20 protein-coding genes, 1 tRNA gene and 1 pseudogene are annotated in these 16,168 nt (G+C 58.4%); 16 read left to right on the top strand and 6 right to left on the bottom strand.

Translation table 11 applies throughout. The annotated features are described in order from the left end of the window. Positions 1-90: 90 nt before the first annotated feature. Positions 91-285: a transposase gene (locus tag ACLI1P_RS00605; protein WP_408929902.1), complete on the top strand. Its 195-nt coding sequence runs from the start codon at positions 91-93 to the stop codon at positions 283-285. Between the two features lie 232 nt (positions 286-517). Beyond that, on the top strand, positions 518-883 hold the full coding sequence (locus ACLI1P_RS00600; protein ID WP_408932216.1) for an integrase core domain-containing protein: 366 nt from the start codon (positions 518-520) through the stop codon (positions 881-883). Positions 884-1,592: 709 nt separating this feature from the next. Here the strand turns inward: ACLI1P_RS00600 and ACLI1P_RS00595 are convergent. The 3 genes and pseudogenes from ACLI1P_RS00595 to ACLI1P_RS00585 all read right to left on the bottom strand — a co-directional run. Beyond that, entirely contained in the window at positions 1,593-3,248 is a 1,656-nt protein-coding gene (locus ACLI1P_RS00595; RefSeq protein WP_411709152.1) for an LGFP repeat-containing protein, read from the bottom strand. 177 nt (positions 3,249-3,425) lie between these two features. Continuing rightward, complete coding sequence (locus ACLI1P_RS00590) at positions 3,426-3,809, bottom strand: recombinase family protein (protein WP_408929899.1); 384 nt, start codon at positions 3,807-3,809, stop codon at positions 3,426-3,428. A gap of 100 nt (positions 3,810-3,909) precedes the next feature. Then, positions 3,910-4,146, bottom strand: a pseudogene (locus ACLI1P_RS00585) (integrase core domain-containing protein); the annotation flags it as partial. Between the two features lie 63 nt (positions 4,147-4,209). On the opposite strand from ACLI1P_RS00585, the gene ACLI1P_RS00580 reads away from it, so the two are divergent. The 4 genes from ACLI1P_RS00580 to ACLI1P_RS00565 all read left to right on the top strand — a co-directional run bounded on the left by ACLI1P_RS00580 (position 4,210) and on the right by ACLI1P_RS00565 (position 7,305). Further along, positions 4,210-5,553 carry an IS256 family transposase gene (locus ACLI1P_RS00580; protein WP_411709053.1) on the top strand — a complete coding sequence of 448 codons (1,344 nt, stop codon included), beginning with the start codon at positions 4,210-4,212 and terminating at the stop codon, positions 5,551-5,553. A 233-nt stretch (positions 5,554-5,786) separates the two neighbouring features. Continuing rightward, positions 5,787-6,788, top strand: coding sequence for a ThiF family adenylyltransferase (locus ACLI1P_RS00575; protein ID WP_411709151.1), 1,002 nt, complete (start codon positions 5,787-5,789; stop codon positions 6,786-6,788). Positions 6,789-6,821: 33 nt separating this feature from the next. Further along, positions 6,822-7,058 (top strand): ribbon-helix-helix protein, CopG family, encoded by a 237-nt coding sequence (locus tag ACLI1P_RS00570; RefSeq protein ID WP_042528789.1) that lies wholly within the window; start codon positions 6,822-6,824, stop codon positions 7,056-7,058. Continuing rightward, on the top strand, positions 7,042-7,305 hold the full coding sequence (locus tag ACLI1P_RS00565) for a type II toxin-antitoxin system RelE family toxin (protein ID WP_083311434.1): 264 nt from the start codon (positions 7,042-7,044) through the stop codon (positions 7,303-7,305). Before ACLI1P_RS00570 ends, ACLI1P_RS00565 begins: the two co-directional genes overlap by 17 nt. On the opposite strand, the gene ACLI1P_RS00560 is transcribed toward ACLI1P_RS00565, so the two are convergent. Further along, positions 7,302-7,616, bottom strand: coding sequence for a DUF4288 domain-containing protein (locus tag ACLI1P_RS00560; protein WP_042528787.1), 315 nt, complete (start codon positions 7,614-7,616; stop codon positions 7,302-7,304). The two genes, ACLI1P_RS00565 and ACLI1P_RS00560, sit on opposite strands and share 4 nt — an antisense overlap. Before the next feature lie 248 nt (positions 7,617-7,864). Between ACLI1P_RS00560 and ACLI1P_RS00555 the strand changes: the two genes are divergently transcribed. From ACLI1P_RS00555 to ACLI1P_RS00530, 6 genes are all read left to right on the top strand, one after another. Next, the gene (locus ACLI1P_RS00555) at positions 7,865-8,044 is read left to right on the top strand and encodes a hypothetical protein (protein ID WP_411709150.1); all 180 of its coding nucleotides are present in this window, start codon (positions 7,865-7,867) and stop codon (positions 8,042-8,044) included. A gap of 416 nt (positions 8,045-8,460) precedes the next feature. Continuing rightward, complete coding sequence (locus ACLI1P_RS00550; protein ID WP_411709149.1) at positions 8,461-9,192, top strand: DUF1648 domain-containing protein; 732 nt, start codon at positions 8,461-8,463, stop codon at positions 9,190-9,192. A gap of 4 nt (positions 9,193-9,196) precedes the next feature. Beyond that, positions 9,197-9,952 carry an NAD-dependent deacylase gene (locus tag ACLI1P_RS00545; protein ID WP_411709148.1) on the top strand — a complete coding sequence of 252 codons (756 nt, stop codon included), beginning with the start codon at positions 9,197-9,199 and terminating at the stop codon, positions 9,950-9,952. Positions 9,953-10,018: 66 nt separating this feature from the next. Further along, a complete protein-coding gene (locus tag ACLI1P_RS00540; protein WP_411709147.1) occupies positions 10,019-10,264 on the top strand; it encodes a type II toxin-antitoxin system Phd/YefM family antitoxin in 246 nt (81 codons plus the stop codon). 9 nt (positions 10,265-10,273) lie between these two features. Continuing rightward, a complete protein-coding gene (locus tag ACLI1P_RS00535; protein WP_411709146.1) occupies positions 10,274-10,543 on the top strand; it encodes a type II toxin-antitoxin system RelE family toxin in 270 nt (89 codons plus the stop codon). A 65-nt stretch (positions 10,544-10,608) separates the two neighbouring features. Further along, positions 10,609-10,893 (top strand): hypothetical protein, encoded by a 285-nt coding sequence (locus ACLI1P_RS00530; protein WP_411709145.1) that lies wholly within the window; start codon positions 10,609-10,611, stop codon positions 10,891-10,893. 13 nt (positions 10,894-10,906) lie between these two features. Here the strand turns inward: ACLI1P_RS00530 and ACLI1P_RS00525 are convergent. After that, positions 10,907-10,994 (bottom strand) — tRNA-Ser (locus ACLI1P_RS00525). Positions 10,995-11,155: 161 nt separating this feature from the next. Here ACLI1P_RS00525 and ACLI1P_RS00520 point away from each other — a divergent pair. Together ACLI1P_RS00520 and ACLI1P_RS00515 are read left to right on the top strand one after the other, a co-directional pair. Next, positions 11,156-12,052: an NAD(P)/FAD-dependent oxidoreductase gene (locus ACLI1P_RS00520; RefSeq protein WP_411709144.1), complete on the top strand. Its 897-nt coding sequence runs from the start codon at positions 11,156-11,158 to the stop codon at positions 12,050-12,052. A gap of 13 nt (positions 12,053-12,065) precedes the next feature. After that, entirely contained in the window at positions 12,066-13,022 is a 957-nt protein-coding gene (locus ACLI1P_RS00515; RefSeq protein WP_411709143.1) for an NAD(P)H-quinone oxidoreductase, read from the top strand. Positions 13,023-13,032: 10 nt separating this feature from the next. Here ACLI1P_RS00515 and ACLI1P_RS00510 read toward each other — a convergent pair whose 3' ends face one another. Beyond that, positions 13,033-14,244, bottom strand: a complete 1,212-nt coding sequence (locus tag ACLI1P_RS00510; protein ID WP_411709142.1) for an aminotransferase class V-fold PLP-dependent enzyme — start codon at positions 14,242-14,244, stop codon at positions 13,033-13,035. A gap of 195 nt (positions 14,245-14,439) precedes the next feature. On the opposite strand from ACLI1P_RS00510, the gene ACLI1P_RS00505 reads away from it, so the two are divergent. Together ACLI1P_RS00505 and ACLI1P_RS00500 are read left to right on the top strand one after the other, a co-directional pair. Next, the gene (locus ACLI1P_RS00505; protein ID WP_408932699.1) at positions 14,440-15,291 is read left to right on the top strand and encodes an ABC transporter permease; all 852 of its coding nucleotides are present in this window, start codon (positions 14,440-14,442) and stop codon (positions 15,289-15,291) included. A 13-nt stretch (positions 15,292-15,304) separates the two neighbouring features. Beyond that, on the top strand, positions 15,305-16,102 hold the full coding sequence (locus ACLI1P_RS00500; protein WP_411709141.1) for an ABC transporter ATP-binding protein: 798 nt from the start codon (positions 15,305-15,307) through the stop codon (positions 16,100-16,102). The last annotated feature ends 66 nt before the right edge of the window (positions 16,103-16,168 follow it).

The raw sequence follows: 16,168 nt of genomic DNA, 5'->3' as shown, positions 1-16,168 counted from the left end.
TCAGGGGCGGTGCTAGGGTGCGGTCCGGGGTTGATTGAGGTGTCAGGATTCTTGTTGATGGAGAAACTCTCAACATGAAGAATGGTCATTATGCCTAGCGCTTATTCCGATCAGTTCAGGCAGCAGTGCGTAGACGCCGTACTGGTGCTGGGCAAGTCCCGCGCCGAAGTCGTTGCAGAGTACGAGGTATCCGCCTCTGCTCTGGGCCGCTGGGGCACCACGGCCCAGGGCACCGAAGGCACCGGATCCGGCTCACACATGCGCAAAGCAGATCCCGACTCATAAGACCCGAATGAGCTGGCCAAACGAGTCCGCGAATTGGAGATTGAAAACGAGTTTTTAAAAAAGCGGCCGCCTTCTTCGCCAGAGAGCACTAGAAGACGACATCTTTAAAGTCATCGAGCATTTCGACAAAGAGGCGCGGCTAAACCACGCTACACGGTAACGATGATGACCAGGGTTCTGGAAGTCTCCCGAGCCGGCGACTACGCCTGGAAGCATCGCCGTAGCCGCCCCTATGCCGGCAGCAGTCCCCGCGGGCTTTGTTGCTGGTAATGCGATTTTCCACGCGGACCGCGGCAGTCAGTACACCACGGCGAGATTCGCTGAGTACGCGGCTTCTATTGATCTTCGACTCTCCGTCGGTGAGGTCGGCGTGTGCTGGGATAACGCGGTGGCGGAGTCATTCTTTTCGACGTTGAAGCTGCATCTGATGTACAAAATCAAGCAGTTTCCCACCAAGCTTGAAGCTCGTATGCGAGTCGGTGAATGGATTGAGACGTACTACAACCGGCAGCGGATCCACACCGCGACCGGACAGGTACCTGCCCAGTCCATGAACCGCTTCCTCAACCCAGAAACACCAGCCGCCCAAGCGGCATAAACACTAAATTAACGAGTCTCCCCGTCCACAAAACTTGACACAGCCTAATAATCGGTGTCGTCCTGTCAAGGATAGGTAGAAGTCGATTCGAAAGGTACCCATGATGGTCGCCCTATTTGTCCTCGGGGCCCATCACAGGAACTCACTCGTATACCACGCTAACGGAAGCAACCGTTGAATTTGGCCTTGGTGGACAAAATCGATGCTTTATAACTTTTGTTCAACCGAAGCAAGGACTATTTATATGTGGCTCCCTTTTAGACACTTCCACTGAAGCTCCTTATGTCTACGTGGCCTACGAGGTTTTCTCCAGGAAGGCAAAGGGGTTCCTTTCCGAAATTCTCTCTTCGTTCATTGACGGACAAAACGAATTGGGAGAACTGGGGGACTATCTGTACTGATGGAAAAAATTTTCTTAATGCGTACGTGATGTTCCAACCAGTGTCGTACCACTGGAACCTATTGAATTGGTCTTTCCAGCGAGGACGTTGGTGAAAGCTATCGGGACTATCGAGAAAATTTTGTTGAAATTCGCTTGTCCATTCAAGTATCTCTTCTCCTAAAACGGGTTTAATTCCTATGTCCTCAGGAAGACAGAACGCTCTTTTGTTCTCTTCAGCAGTGATCAATCCTTTGGAAGGCCACAAAGAACTCGGATGCCCTTGTTCTGGACGAAGGAAAATTTTCTGAGGAGACATAATCCCTACCTCTACTGCCAGGAAAGCGGAAGATTTTTGACGCACCCTGCCCACTCTGCAGAATATTCATCTTTTCCTGCCCATCCTGTAACAAAAGCATTGGTTTCATTGCGGGCAATCATGACACTAGAGACGCCACTATAAGTATTTCCTCTTTGTCTACCCCAGTTTCCAGAGTGTGCTCGATCAAAATCTTCCGCTTGGAAGGTATATGAGGCGCATCCCAAGAAGTCGTACCATTCTTTCCTGGTTGGAGGATAATTTTTAAAATGTCCCGCTTTGCCTGTAGCTTCTGGATTGGGGACCATATGCGTGCGGAATCGTCCGCAGTCTAGGAGTACTACCCCTTTTCCAGGAACTCGCCACGCGGCTAGATTCGTGCTTGATGAGAGCTCGTAGCTAATGCATGGAAGAACTCGGGACGCATAGTTTTCGGCTGCCACCTCGTCTTTTTCTGAATCTGATTTCTGGAGAACAGGAGAATCAATAGGCGGTCCGGAAATTGGCCAGTAGAGATCTTTGGATATTTTAGTCACTCCTGTCAATTTTCCTCCTACGAATGCTTGCTCTTTCCAGAAGCTATCTTGCGCAACCGGATCTCCTGTGGGGTATCCCAAAGGTCCCTTTTCGAACCCCTTCTCGGCGTATTGAACTAAAAATGTTCCGCTCACTGGGTGCGCTCCGTGTTGTGGTGTCCAGTAGATCATTCCGTGTTCGAAGACGTTGTAGCGTCCGATTCCGTCTGGGGTGGTTAGTTCATCGCTGATGGGGTAGCCGAGTTCACCGTTTTGGGCGCCCATGGATTGCCATTTGTCGTAGATGGCACCTTGGATGCTGGCCTGCGAAGGGGGGAGGAAATTGTGGGTATAGACGTGACCGCCTTGGAAATCTTGCTTGTACCAGGCGTTCCCCTGGGGAATATCGCTGGTAGTGGGATAGCCGAGGAATCCTTTCTCCCAGCCATGGCGCTCCCAGACAAGGGATACGGGAAGGCTTACCGTGTGGGCTCCTGTCTTGGGGTGCCAGTAGATATAGCCGTTAACGAATTCGGAGCGTTTTCCCACTCCATCTGGATTGGTCAGTTCGTTAGATTTGGGCAAGTTGAGAAAACTCTTGGGGCCACCGATGCTGTCGTATTTTTCTTTGATTAATCCGCATACTTCAAACTCAAGTGGCCAATAGACTCCACATCCGGGGCGAGCATTCAAAGTAGGGGTGTCAGGATCTGCGAGCTGTGCTTCACGGATCTCTGCTTTATCCGCCTCGGATTTATCCACGTCAGCGGGGATTTCTTCCCGGTCAGAGCGCATTTGTCCGGGGATAATCTCTTTGTTCGGATTAGGGGTTGGATGCCATTCGTTTAGCCCTTGTGGGTTAAGTTCTTCGGTCGTGGCTTGGTTCACCTCATAACCCTCTGCGCCCGGAGGGGTTGCAATTCCCCATTGAGCAAACGGCCTATCAACTGTTTGTTGTGTGGTTTCACCACCATCAACAGTGGAATCAAAATCATTTGCAGAATTAAGCGACTCGGATTCTTCCATCGCTGTTTGAGCATCATCGCTGGCTGGCAATCCAGAAAATGATTGAGCTATTGCAGTACCGGGGCCAACGCTAATTAATAGGCTTGCTGAGGCAAAAGCCAGCAATTTTCGCGAGAGAGCTTTCATCGAACGTCCTTAAGAGAGTTTGGGAAAGGGAGAAAACTTCTATAGCGATACGCTACACACTGTTCAGAGTTTTTACAGAATATGTAGAGATAAAACAGTAGCAACGCAAATAGTTAGTGGTATAGCAATACCTATAGCAATAGGCATAGCAGGGTGCGTCAGGCCTTACCGGTTGAGTTACTTATACAGCGTGGTGCGCCCAATGCCGAGGCTGCGGGCAACCTCTACTTTCGAAATCCCCTCGCTTACCCACTCGCCCGCCTGCATTATTTGTTCCTCGTTGAGGACTTTGGCGCGTCCCTTGTAGACGCCGCGGGCTTTGGCTTTCGCGATGCCTTCGGCTTGGCGCTCGCGAATAATCGCGCGTTCAAACTCCGCCACAGACCCGAATAGGCCGAGCATGAGCCTGGCCACCGGACTGGAATCTAATGAATAGGTCTGTCCCTCCTTGAGGAACTTGACGGATACTCCGCGTTCGGTGGATTCATCGACCAGGCGGTGGAGGTCGATAAGCGAGCGGGCAAGCCTGTCCATGCTCACCACAATGAGTTGATCCCCCACGCGCAGTTAGTTCAATGCTCCGTCTAGCCCTGACCGGTGGGTAGACGAATGAGCCGCCGGATGGATAGAGCCCGTCGGATGGGCCACCGTGCTCCCCGCGCTAGCTGTACTGACCGGGGACGTTGATCAATCGTGAGAAGGGTGGTTGGTTCCCGCAGTCCGTGTGAGTCCGATGCTGGTTGTAGTAGTGCAACCAACCATCCAGCTCGCCTCGGTGTTCGGCCTCAGACGTATAGCAGCGGGCGTAAGCCCAACCATCACCCAGAGTGCGGTGGAACCGCTCGATCTTGCAGTTGGTCTGCGGCCGATACGGCCGAGTGCGCTTGTGCCGGATGCCCAGCTCGAGAGTGTCTGATGGTTTGTGTGTGGGTACCTAACCTGCATGAGGAGATGGACCAGAATGACTACTGTGGCACGACGAGATCCGGCTGATAAGGCCAAGATTGATGCGATTGAAAAGAAGCTGCTTGCTAACCCTGAGATCGCGAAGCTGATTGATGACCTAGGCACGTCTACAACGGATGCCAATGACCTGGTTCGCGGCATGTTGCAGGCCTCGATTACCAGGGGGCTCAATGCTGAAATGGATGCCCATTTGGGCTACGAGTCTGGCGACAGGAGCGCTAAAGCTGCTGCCGGGACAGACAATTACCGCAACGGGTCGTATCCAAAGACCGTGGATTCTAACTACGGGCCAGTAACCGTTGATGTCCCGAGGGATCGGGCTGGTACATTCTTGCCGACTATGGTTCCTAAAGGTTCTAGGCGCTTGACTGATGTCGATGACATGATCGTCAGCTTGTATGCCGGTGGGATGACAATTAGGGACATCCAGCACCATATGGCAACGGCGATGAGGGTTGATATTTCCCATGAGACGATTTCCGCAGTCACCGATGCTGTCCTCGATGAGGTCATGGTCTGGCAAAACCGCCAGCTAGACGAGTTCTACCCGGTCATTTTCCTGGATGCGTTGCGCATTAAAGTCCGCGATGGTGGCCGAGTGGTCAATAAGTCCGCGTACATGGCAATCGGTGTGGATCTCGACGGCATCAAGCACATTTTGGGATTGTGGATTGCCAAAGAAGAAGGCGCTTCATTTTGGGCGCAGGTATGCGCCAATCTTTCTAACCGTGGGGTCAAAGACGTCTTTATCGTCTGCTGTGACGGGCTTAAAGGCCTGCCTGAAGCAGTCGAGGCAACGTGGCCGAACTCTATGGTGCAAACCTGTATCGTGCACCTGATTCGTGCCGCTAACCGGTGGGTAGCCTACGGGGATCGCCGGGGCGTATCGGCCGCGTTGAAAAAGATTTACACCGCCGCGGATGAGTCCACAGCTAAGGCTGCCTTAGACGATTTTGAAGCCTCTGAATTGGGAGAAAAGTATCCACGCTCAGTCAAGGTCTGGCGAGATGCTTGGCAGCGTTTCGTACCGTTTCTACAGTTCCCACCAGCGGCCAGAAAGGTTATCTATACGACGAACTCGATTGAATCATTCAACAATGAACTGCGTAAAGCTACCCGCAACAGGGTGCAGTTCACCAACGATGAATCAGCGCTGAAGACGCTGTGGCTGATGATCTGCAATATCGAAGACAAACGAGCTGCAAAGAGAGCGAAGCAAGGCAAACGAGTCTCAGCGACAGCCGGCAGACTCATGGAAGGAGCCCGAGTTTCCGGCTGGAAACAAGCTATAAACCAAATGGCCGTGGCCTACCCCGACCGCTTCGACAAATACCTGTAAACCTAGCCCCACACACAAACAACTTGACACGCTCCCCAGCTCGGCACAAGGCTTACCGCGGGCTACAGATACACCACACTAAAAGGACACAACCCGGTTCCTACAAGAATGTACTCATTCATACTCGTAGATAGGATGATGTTGTGGAGGTAGAAATCGCAACGATCGAGTGGGCCTCATAAGGAATAAATGGGAACCAAGACAAAGCTTAGGAAAACTCGGAGCACTTCAGAATGAGTTCACGCTACACACGCCAAGAAACCCTGTGGGGAGCTGAAATCCAGCAGCGGCTTCGCTCTTCCACCGTCGCTGTCATCGGTGCCGGCGGCTTGGGCTCGCCTGCCCTGCTCTACCTAGCAGGCGCTGGCGTGGGACGCATCCTGCTTTTCGATGACGACACCGTTTCCCTCTCCAACCTGCACCGCCAGGTCATCCACACCACAGCAACCGTGGGCCAGCCCAAAACCGAATCCGCCGCCGCGGCCTTGAACGCCCTCAACCCGGAGTGCACCGTCGAGCAATTCTCGCGCCTCACGCCTGATACCGCCCTGGCGCAACTGCGCGGCGCTGACCTCATCATCGACGGCACCGATAACTTCTACTCCCGCCACCTGGCCTCCTGGGCCGCCCATGAGCTGGGCATTCCGCACGTGTGGGCCTCCCTTCTGGGCTACGACGCGCAGCTCACCGTCTTCCACTCCGGCCACGGCCCTGTCTACGAGGACCTCTTCCCTACCGATCCACAGGTACCCTCCTGCTCACAGGCCGGCGTGCTGGGACCGGTCGTCGGCGTGGCCGGCTCCGCCCTAGCGGTGGAGGCTCTCAAGCTCCTCACAGGCATCGGCTCCCCGCTCATCGGCACGCTGGGCTACTACGATTCCCTCGCCGGTACCTGGGAGTACATCCCCGTGCGCGCGAACGGCGCCAACCCGGCGCGCCCCGATAACCCAACCGACGTCCGCGAGATCCCTGAGGACGCCACGCTTATCGACGTCCGCACCGCCCCCGAGCGCGCCACCTCGCTTATCCCCGGCTCGCAGCATCTTCCGCTCGATGACATCCTCGCCGGCCACAATCCGCCCATCGACCCCGCCGACCTCGCCGTCCTCTACTGCGCCAGCGGCCTGCGCTCCGCCCGGGCCGTCGAGGCCCTGCGCGCCCGCGGCTTCAGCAACGTCTACTCGCTGCGCGGCGGCATCGACGCCTGGCAAGAATCTCATCGCGATGGGGTCTAGACATGGGACTTCACCTCGTGTAATCATGTTTACATGAGTAGTTCAGTTATCAGTTTGCGTATTGACGCAGAGCAAAAGGAGCGCCTTGATTCCTTGGCGTCCAAGACTGGACGTTCTGGCGCGTTTTACCTCCGAAAGGCACTTGACGCTTACTTGGACCAGTTGGAATACGTCTATGCGCTGGAGGCCGAGGCCGAGGCCGCACGCCGTGGCGAGCTAGAGACCATTTCTCTTGAAGACCTAGAGGCTGAATGTGGCGTGGAGAATTAGCTTCACGCCGCGCGGTGCGAAAGCCTTCCGAAAGTTAGACAAACCAACGCAGAAGAGAGTCAGCAGGTTTCTTCGCGAAGTGGCAGAACTCGAAGACCCGCGCTCGCGCGGCAAGGGTCTCGTGGGGGATAAATCCGGTCTGTGGCGCTGGCGAGTCGGGGACTACCGCGTTATCGCGGCAATATACGAAAACACAGTCACAGTCACCGTTGTTGACTTAGGTCACCGACGCGAAGTCTACGATTAATCAGCCAACGGGTCGGTTCCGCCGAGCTTCATCTCAAAACGCTCGTAGTCCTCTAGGTTCGCAAAGTGCCGCGAGTAGAGATCACAATCGCGATCTACATAACCATAGAGGGCTGGCGCGACGTCCACGATGTGCCGTACCTTCACGTCCTCACCATCAGCCTGCTCGTTCGCCATCGCTTCAACGCGTTCTCGAGCCTTCTCGTCCGACTCCGCATACACAATATAAAAGTCCTCGCGGAAGAAGCTTTGGGCAGATGAACTGGACTTTTTAGCAAGCTCCATCACGACAATTCCAACATAAGGTTCCATTGCCGGCTACTGTCCTTTCCGGTTCTTCGTCAGCTTGAACTCGACTCTACCTGCTCACCCAGACCATGTAACGCGGAAAACTCAGCCGGTCGCCTTGAAAGCTCACTGCCATGCGGACCCGCCAGTATTACGTCGCCACCGCTGTGTATGCGCTCACGCCGGGGTAAAATTGCTGCGCTGGGGCTCGGTCCCAGGTCCCATCCCGACCGCTTCGATCCGAAGTCTTTCCTCAACGCAACGGCCCCGATGTGCGCCATAGCACTACCGCTGCAGGTGTCACCGTCTTCTACTCCGCGCAAGCAGTCGACGCCCTGCTCGCCCGCGGCTTCAGCAACGTCTACTCGCTGCGCGGCGGCATCGACGCCTGGCAGGAGCACATCTCCAAGCTTGAGTCCGAGGCCGCGGCCGCGCGCCGCGACATTCTCTAACCCTCAGCCGGCGGCTCCGCCTTCTCGACATCACCCCGGCCACATGGTCCCTTTAGTTTGGTCCCCATACTCTGGTCCCTACTCACCGCAAAGGGACCTTTTACAGCCAGTTTTCTGCGCCCAGATGGTCCTTTTGCTCAGTGAAAGGACTAAAGTAGAGAGACCAATTTGAAGGGACCATTTGCAGCTCCCTTCAGCGACTATTCAGACACCGAGCATCCGGACGCCCTCCCGATTTCACAAAAGGTTCCCTTCACAAGGTTCTAGTCAGATGGTTTGTTTGCACCCAAACGAACCATCTACCTAGGTGCAGATGGTTTACTTGCCCCCCCAAGCGAACCTTATGACTGGAACCATGTGCGGGAGCGACTAATGCTACGCCCCCAACCAGCCACCCCCTTTGTAAGCTCACTGCCATGAGAAGCCGCCAGTATTACGTCGCTACCGCTGTGGTGTGTGCTCTCACGCTGTTGTACTTGCTGCTGCGCTGGGACTCGGTGCCCGATCCCATCCCGGTCCACTTCGATGGCTCGGGCAACCCGGACCGCTTCGAGCCAAAGTCCTTCCTCAACGCAACGGTCCTGGTGTGGATCGGCATCGTATTCGCAATTGCGCTGCCGCTGTGCGTGCCGCCGGTCTCGCTGGCTCGAAAGACAGCGCAGGTTCCGGCAGAGTCGGGGCTTCCTTTCTCCGAGGCCACGGCACAGCGCGCGGAGCTGCTCACTGAAAAAACCGCCACGTTCATCGCCCAAACAGTCCTCACAATGACGGCCTGCCTGTGCCTCACCGCCGTCTGCACCGTCGTGCCAGATATCCCCTTCTCGGGCTTTCTCCTCGTGGCCGCATGGATAGCCTTCACCGTGTTCGTCATGATTCAGGGCGTCCGGTTGACGCTGACATCCGCGAAGGACGTGAAAGCCATACCAACTGACCAGGATGAACAGGTTCGCAATGAAGCACTCCGCTTTGCCGGTGGCATGGGAGTCTACAAAGAACCTAAAGACCCGATGTGCATAGCAGTCTTTTCCATGAATCCTTCGAAGCTGCAGATCAACACCGCGCACGAACCTGGTCGGCGCTACCTATGGCGCATGGGCATCGCCCTTGGCGCATCCATAGCATTCTGCGAGCTCATCGCCGTACTCTAGGCATATGGATCACCTGTTTGAGCGCGCACACTCGATTCTGTCTGATGCCGCCCACGTCGAGGTTTTCACCGGCGCGGGAATGAGTGCGGATAGTGGCATCGCCACGTACCGCGATGCGCAGACGGGAATTTGGGAGAACGTGGATCCGGTCGCGATGGCGTCGATAAGCGCATGGCGTAGCGAGCCTGAGCCCATGTTCGCCTGGTACTTGTGGCGCGCACAGCTGGCACAGCGGGCCGAGCCCAACGCCGGGCACCGCGCGATTGCCGCCGCACGCGGCATGACGGTGACCACGCAGAACATCGATAACCTGCACGAGCGCGCCGGAAGCCAGGACGTAGTTCACCTGCACGGCTCCTTGTTCGCTTTCCGCTGCACCGATTGCGATGCGCCGTATGACGGCGACATCGCGTTCCCGTCGGAGCCAGTTGAAAGCATCACTCCACCCGAGTGCCCCGTGTGCGGCGGGCTCGTGCGCCCGGGCGTGGTGTGGTTCGGCGAGGCTCTGCCCGACGACGAGTGGGCCGAGGCCGAGCGCCGCATGTCCACCGCGGACGCACTGCTCATCGTGGGAACCTCCGGCGTGGTCTACCCCGCCGCCGGCCTGCCGCAGATTGCCCACGCGCGCGGCATCCCCATCGTGGAAGTCACCCCGCAGCCCACGGATCTCTCGCCGCTTGCGGACGTCGTGGTCACCGCCACCGCGGCGGAGGCGCTGCCTCGCATCCTGGCTGGGCGAATCGATGGCAAAGACGAGTAGCAGCCCTCTATCCTTCAAACCTTGCCAACCGAAATGTACAAGATGTACATTTGTAGCATGGAAACGATGTCAGTGGCATCCAGCCAATTTCGCCAATCCCAAAGCCGAATCCTTGAAGAGGCACAGCACACACCCGTCGCCATCACCAGTCGTGGAAGCCGTGTTCGCGCTTTTGTCGTCTCTCCTTCATTTTTCGCCCGCGCAGTTGAAGCACTGGAAGATCGTGAGGACGTTCAGGCCGCTAAGCTTGCCCGAGGAGAGTCCGCGGAAATCTCACACGAAGACCTCAAAAGAGAACTGGGCCTCACCTAATCGCCATCTATGGCTAACTCCACCTATCGCATCACCTATAAGGCATCCGCAGCCAAGGAATTACGCAAGCTCGACAGACCGACACAAAGGCGACTACTTGCTGCAATCGAAGACTTGGCCGTTACCCCACGGCCGGATGGAGTAAAGAAGTTAAAAGCCTCGAACGAACTGTACAGAATTCGAGTCGGACACTATCGCGTGGTTTATGAAATCTTAGACGGAAAGCTCGTGGTGCTCGTCCTAAGCGTTGCTCACCGACGAGACGTTTACCGGAAATAGGCAAGAACACCACTCAGATAAACTAAACCGGCCAGTCATTCCGCCCCTCCAGAGGAGGTAAATCCATGCTCTACCTTGTTCCTGGAGCCTTAGCCGGGATCACCTTTTACGTCATTCTCACAGCGGTTAACTGGGCTATCCAGAAGGTCTGGCCGAACTGTCGCCTCGGGGCGCATGGCCGCCTGGTCATCCACTGTCTTGCCGCAGTTGCATTTTCCATTTTCCTCGCCGTCGCTGGCGGCGGCGGAAACTGGGCCACCCACCTGCAAATTAGCGGATTCCTAATGGCAGGATGCGTTCTGAGCTTCGTTACAGCCGCGCAGGACAAGAAGCAAAGCCTGAACAAATGACCCCCAAAACAAATGGCGGAGGCGGCGGGATTTGAACCCGCGGTGAGTTTCCCCACGCTGGTTTTCAAGACCAGTGCATTCGGCCGCTCTGCCACGCCTCCTCGTCACGCGTCAGCATGCACTGCGCGCAACACGTTCAGAGTACTAGACCTCCCTGGGGAAGAAGAATTCGCCCCAACCGTGCACGGCAAGCCAGTGAGAAGCATCCACCAGCTTAAGAAAAGCCATTGAAAAACACTCCCCACATGGTTTACTCGGAGCCATGCAGACAGTAGATACCCTCATCATCGGCGGTGGCGCGGCCGGCCTTCAGGCAGCCCTGGTCATGGTCCGCGCGCGCCGCAGCGTCCTCGTTGTCGATTCCTCTACCCCGCGCAACCGCTTTGCCCACGAAATCCACGGTGTGATTGCCCTCGAGGGCACGCCACCGCGTGAGTTCCAGGAGCGCGGCAAGGAGCAGCTGCGCAGCTATGGCGCGCAGATCGTGAACGCCACCGTGGATTCCGTCACCGATAATGACCGCACGCTCACCGCCACGTTGAGCAACGGTGAGACCATCGCTGCCCGCTCTATCATCGTCGCCAGCGGCGTCGACGATGTGCATCTCGATATCCCGGGCCTGAAGGAAAACTGGGGAGATACAGTCCTCCACTGTCCTTACTGCCACGGATACGAAGTCGCGGACAAGAAGCTCGGCGTGCTCTGCATCGGCGAATTCTCCCTGCAGCATGCGGCGATCCTGCGCCAGTGGTCTAGGGACATCACCTTCTTCACCAACGGCATGGAGCTCACCGAGGAACAGAGCTCAGGCCTCACTCGGCGGGGCATGGCGCTTGTCGACGGCCCCGTCACCGCCTTCCACGACGGAAAAGTCCTGGTCGGAGACGATGGCCATGCCGTCGATGCGTTGTTCTACATGCCTATCCCCCACCCGCACGATGAGTTCCTCGCTGACCTCGACCTTGAGCGCCACAGTCCGCCGTCGGGCATGGGCGGCAGCCTGATCAAAACGGGCCTCGCCGGTGCCACCAGTCACCCGCGCGTTTGGGCGGTAGGCAACGTGGTTAACCCGCCGGCACAGGTGGCGGTTGCGATGGGCGAGGCCAACGCAGCGGCCATTGCGGTCAACGCTTTCCTCGTCGAGGATGATTGGATTTAAGTACGGTGGTGGCATGAAGGCCATCATCCAAACCAATCCGGAAGACCCGAGCTCGCTGACGCTGGGGGACACCGACAAACCTCAACTCCACGACGGCGAAGTCCTCGTTAAAGTCAAAGCCGTCGGCGTGAACCGCGCTGATCTGTTGCAGGCCCGCGGGCACTACCCGCCACCGCCGGGTGCGTCGGAGATTATTGGCCTCGAAGTCGCTGGCGAGGTCGTCGATGCAGGCGATACCGACGTCGAGGTTGGTACGAAGGTCGGAGCACTTCTGGCCGGCGGCGGCTATGCCGAGTACGTGGCCGTGCCCAAGGGCCAACTACTGCCGGTGCCTACCGGCTATTCCTTTGCCGAGGCTGCCTCCGTCATCGAAGTGGCCTGCACCGTGTGGTCCAACATCGCCATGGAGGCTGGGCTGAACCAAGGCCAGACCATCCTCATCCACGGAGGTGCTGGCGGTATCGGCACCTTCGCCATCCAGGTGGCCAAGCAGCTGGGCGCCACCGTTGCCGTGACGGCCGGCTCTGACGAGAAGCTCGAGACCTGCAAGGAACTCGGCGCGGACATCCTCATCAATTACAACGAACAGGACTTCGCCGAAGAGCTGAAGAACCAGTGCGATGTCATCCTCGACATCATGGGCGCGAAGTACTTGAAGAAGAACCTCATCGCGCTGGCGCAGGGCGGCCACATGGTCACCATCGGCATGCAGGGCGGCACGAAGGCCGAGCTCAACATGGCTATTCTGCTGAGCAAGCGCCTGACCCTGCAAGGCACCACGCTGCGCTCCCGCTCGGTGGAAGACAAGGCCGCCATCGTCGCGGACACCGTCACGAACGTGTGGCCGTGGCTGGAGGACGGCAGCGTCAAGCACCACCTGCACGGCACGTACCCGCTTGCCGATGCCGCCAAGGCTCACACGGCCCTCGACTCCGGCGAGGTCACGGGCAAGCTGGTCCTCGAGGTCTAGAACTTAAGCCTTAAGCCAGGGAGGCCACGACACGAGTCAAGTGCTCAATGTCGTGGTAGGTGCTGAACGGGCTCAGGGAGACCGTTACGGCGCCACCGACCTCGTCCACGCCCATCTCGGTGAGCAGCGGCGTGTGCGGCGCGGTGGTGGTGACCAGGCCGTTGTCGAAGAGGCGGCGGTGAATCACGTCCGCGGGTACGTCACGCACGGCGAAGGTCAGGCGCGGGAGACGGTCATCGGAGGCATCGGCAGCCGCCTCGCCCGTCACGCCCAGGATGTGGACTGCCGGCAGGGTGCCCAGCAGGCTATAGAGATCACCGCAGAGCTCCTCCATGTAGGACGACAGCGCGTCGAGCGAGCGACCCAGGCGCACGCGGCGGGAACCGCGCTCCCCGCCAGCCAAAGCAGCGAGGTGATCCGCCAGCGGCCCCACGCCGCCGGCCAGGCCCGGCGAGACCGGGCCCACGACCAGGTCATCGAGACGGCGGAACATTGCGGTATCGCGGAAGACGAGGGCCGCCAGCTGCGGCCCGCCCAGCTTGCCCAGGTCCACGCCGAGGATGTCCGCGCCCACGGAATCGAACTCGATGCGGCGGTAGGGGGCGACCGAGGAGACGTCGACAAGCGCCCAGGCTCGGGAGCGCTCATGCACCGCGTCAATAATGTCCGCCGTCGGCGTGACCGTGCCCAAAAGCTCGTGCGCGGCGGGGAAGGCGACGAAACGGGTGGAACCATCGACCAACTCGGCGTACTGGAACGCCGGCAACTCGCCCGTGCCCAAATCCGGCTGCGCCCAGCGAATGTCCGCGTTGAGGTGTGCGAACGCGCCGGAGAGCTCCGGGGGATCGAAGCGGGAGAGCACCACCGAGGACTGGCGGCGCAACAGCGGGCGCAGCGCGGCAGCCAGCGACTGGTAAAGCACCGACAGGGACGGGCCGAGGATAACGCGATCCGCCGTCGCACCCGTGAGATCAGCAACCGCGCGGCGCGCGGAAGAATACATGTCATCCGCCAACAGCTCGCCCGGCGCGCGGCGGGCAGAGTGCGCACCCGCGGCGTCCTCCTGCGGCTTCACCGTGGCGGAGGTACGGAAGGAGCGAGCCACGCCGGAGGCCACGCGCTCCGCAATCTGCGGTGCGGAATGGGCGTTGAGGTAGGTCCAGCCATCGGACAGGCCAGTGTAGAGACCTCGCACGCTGGCGACGTCATACTGCTGCGTCATGCTGCACCCCTTTCTCAAATCGTGTGAACGCCTCCCTACTCTATACTCTCCACGTAAATCTTTCCTAACCCAAGATTTCCCCAGCTCGTCGATGTTTTCGCAGGTGGTGGGCGTGTGTCTAGGTGTTTGCCAGACCCAGGCGCTAGGGTGATTGTCGTGCAAGACAAGAAAAACCTGCGTGACGACGTCGCCCGCATGACCACCGCGCCTGCACCCGGCGAGGAGCCGGCCTCGCGGTCTATGACCATGTCGGCGGCCTTCGCCGACCTGATGCAAGGCGCTCGCCAGCGCGAGCTGTGGTTCAAGCTGGGTATCCAGGACATCAAGCAGCGCTACCGCCGCTCGGTGCTGGGCCCGTTCTGGATCACCATCGCCACCGGCGTCATGGCTGCGGCCTTGGGCCTGCTGTACTCCATGCTCTTCCAGATCCCGGTGGCAACGTTCCTGCCCCACGTGACCGTGGGCCTTATTATGTGGAACTTCATCTCCGGCGCCATCAAGGAAGGCTCGACGGTCTTCATTGATAACGAGGGCCTGATTAAGCAGCTACCGGCGCCGCTCTCGGTGCACGTCTACCGCCTGGTGTGGCGGCAGACCCTGTTCTTGGGCCACAACCTCATCATTTGGCTGCTGCTCATTCTTATCTTCCCGCGCAACTTGGGCTGGGAGTTCTTCCTGTGCATTCCGGCACTGGCCCTCCTGCTGGTCAACGGCGTGTGGGTGGCCATGTTCTTCGGCATCATCGCCACCCGTTTCCGTGACGTTGCCCCGCTGTTGGAGGCGCTCACCCAGCTGCTGTTCTACGTCACTCCAATTGTGTGGATGACCTCGACGCTTAAGGACCAGGGCGAGGCCGTGGCCAGCCGCGCCCGTATTGCAGAGCTCAATCCGCTGTATCACTACATGGAGATTGTCCGCGGCCCGCTCATCGGCGTGCACGTGCCGGCCTATCACTGGTTCATCGTCATCGGCTGCACGGTTGCCGGTCTACTCATCGCTGGCCTCGCCATGAAGCGGTGGCGCTTCCGCGTCTCCTACTGGGTCTAAGAAAGGTTTGTCCATGGTTTCCATTGATACGTATAACGCCTGCGTGGACTTTCCCATCTTTGATGCCAAGTCCCGCTCGCTGAAGAAGGCCGTGCTCTCCTCCGCCGGCGGCGCTATTGGTCAGAACGCGGATAAGACCGTGGTGGTTGAGGCCCTCAAGGACATCAACCTGCACCTGCGAGAGGGCGACCGCGTCGGCCTGGTGGGCCACAACGGCGCCGGCAAGTCCACGCTGCTGCGCCTCTTGTCCGGCATCTACGAGCCCACCCGCGGCTCCTCCGACGTGCGCGGCCGCGTGGCCCCGGTCTTCGACTTGGGCGTGGGCATGGACCCGGAGGTCTCCGGCTATGACAACATCATCATCCGCGGCCTCTTCCTGGGCCAGTCCATCAAGCAGATGAAGGCCAAGATGGACGAGATTGCAGAGTTCTCTGAGCTGGGCGACTACCTGGCCATGCCACTGCGCACCTACTCCACCGGTATGCGCGTGCGTTTGGCACTGGGCGTGGTGACTTCCATTGAGCCGGAGATCCTGCTTCTCGACGAAGGCATTGGCGCCGTCGACGCCGCCTTCATGGCCAAGGCCCGCGTGCGCCTGCAAGAGCTGGTAAAGCGCTCCGGCATCCTCGTCTTTGCCTCCCACTCCAACGACTTCCTAGCGCAGCTGTGCGATACCGCCCTGTGGATCGACCACGGCCAGATTCGCTCCGTGGGCGAGGTCTCCGAGGTCGTGGGCCAGTACGAGGGACCCGAGGTGGGCGAGTACGTTAAGGACCTGCGCAAGCGCTTTGAGAACGAGGAAGAAACCTAGGCCCGTCGCTTACTTTCCGTGAAAAGATGCGAGAAATCGCTGGTTTTCACGGATACTGTGCGTTCC

Origin of the sequence: Corynebacterium tardum (genome assembly GCF_046717785.1) — a bacterium.
Classification (GTDB): Bacteria; Actinomycetota; Actinomycetes; order Mycobacteriales; family Mycobacteriaceae; genus Corynebacterium.
This window is presented reverse-complemented; position numbering and strand designations above follow the sequence as displayed.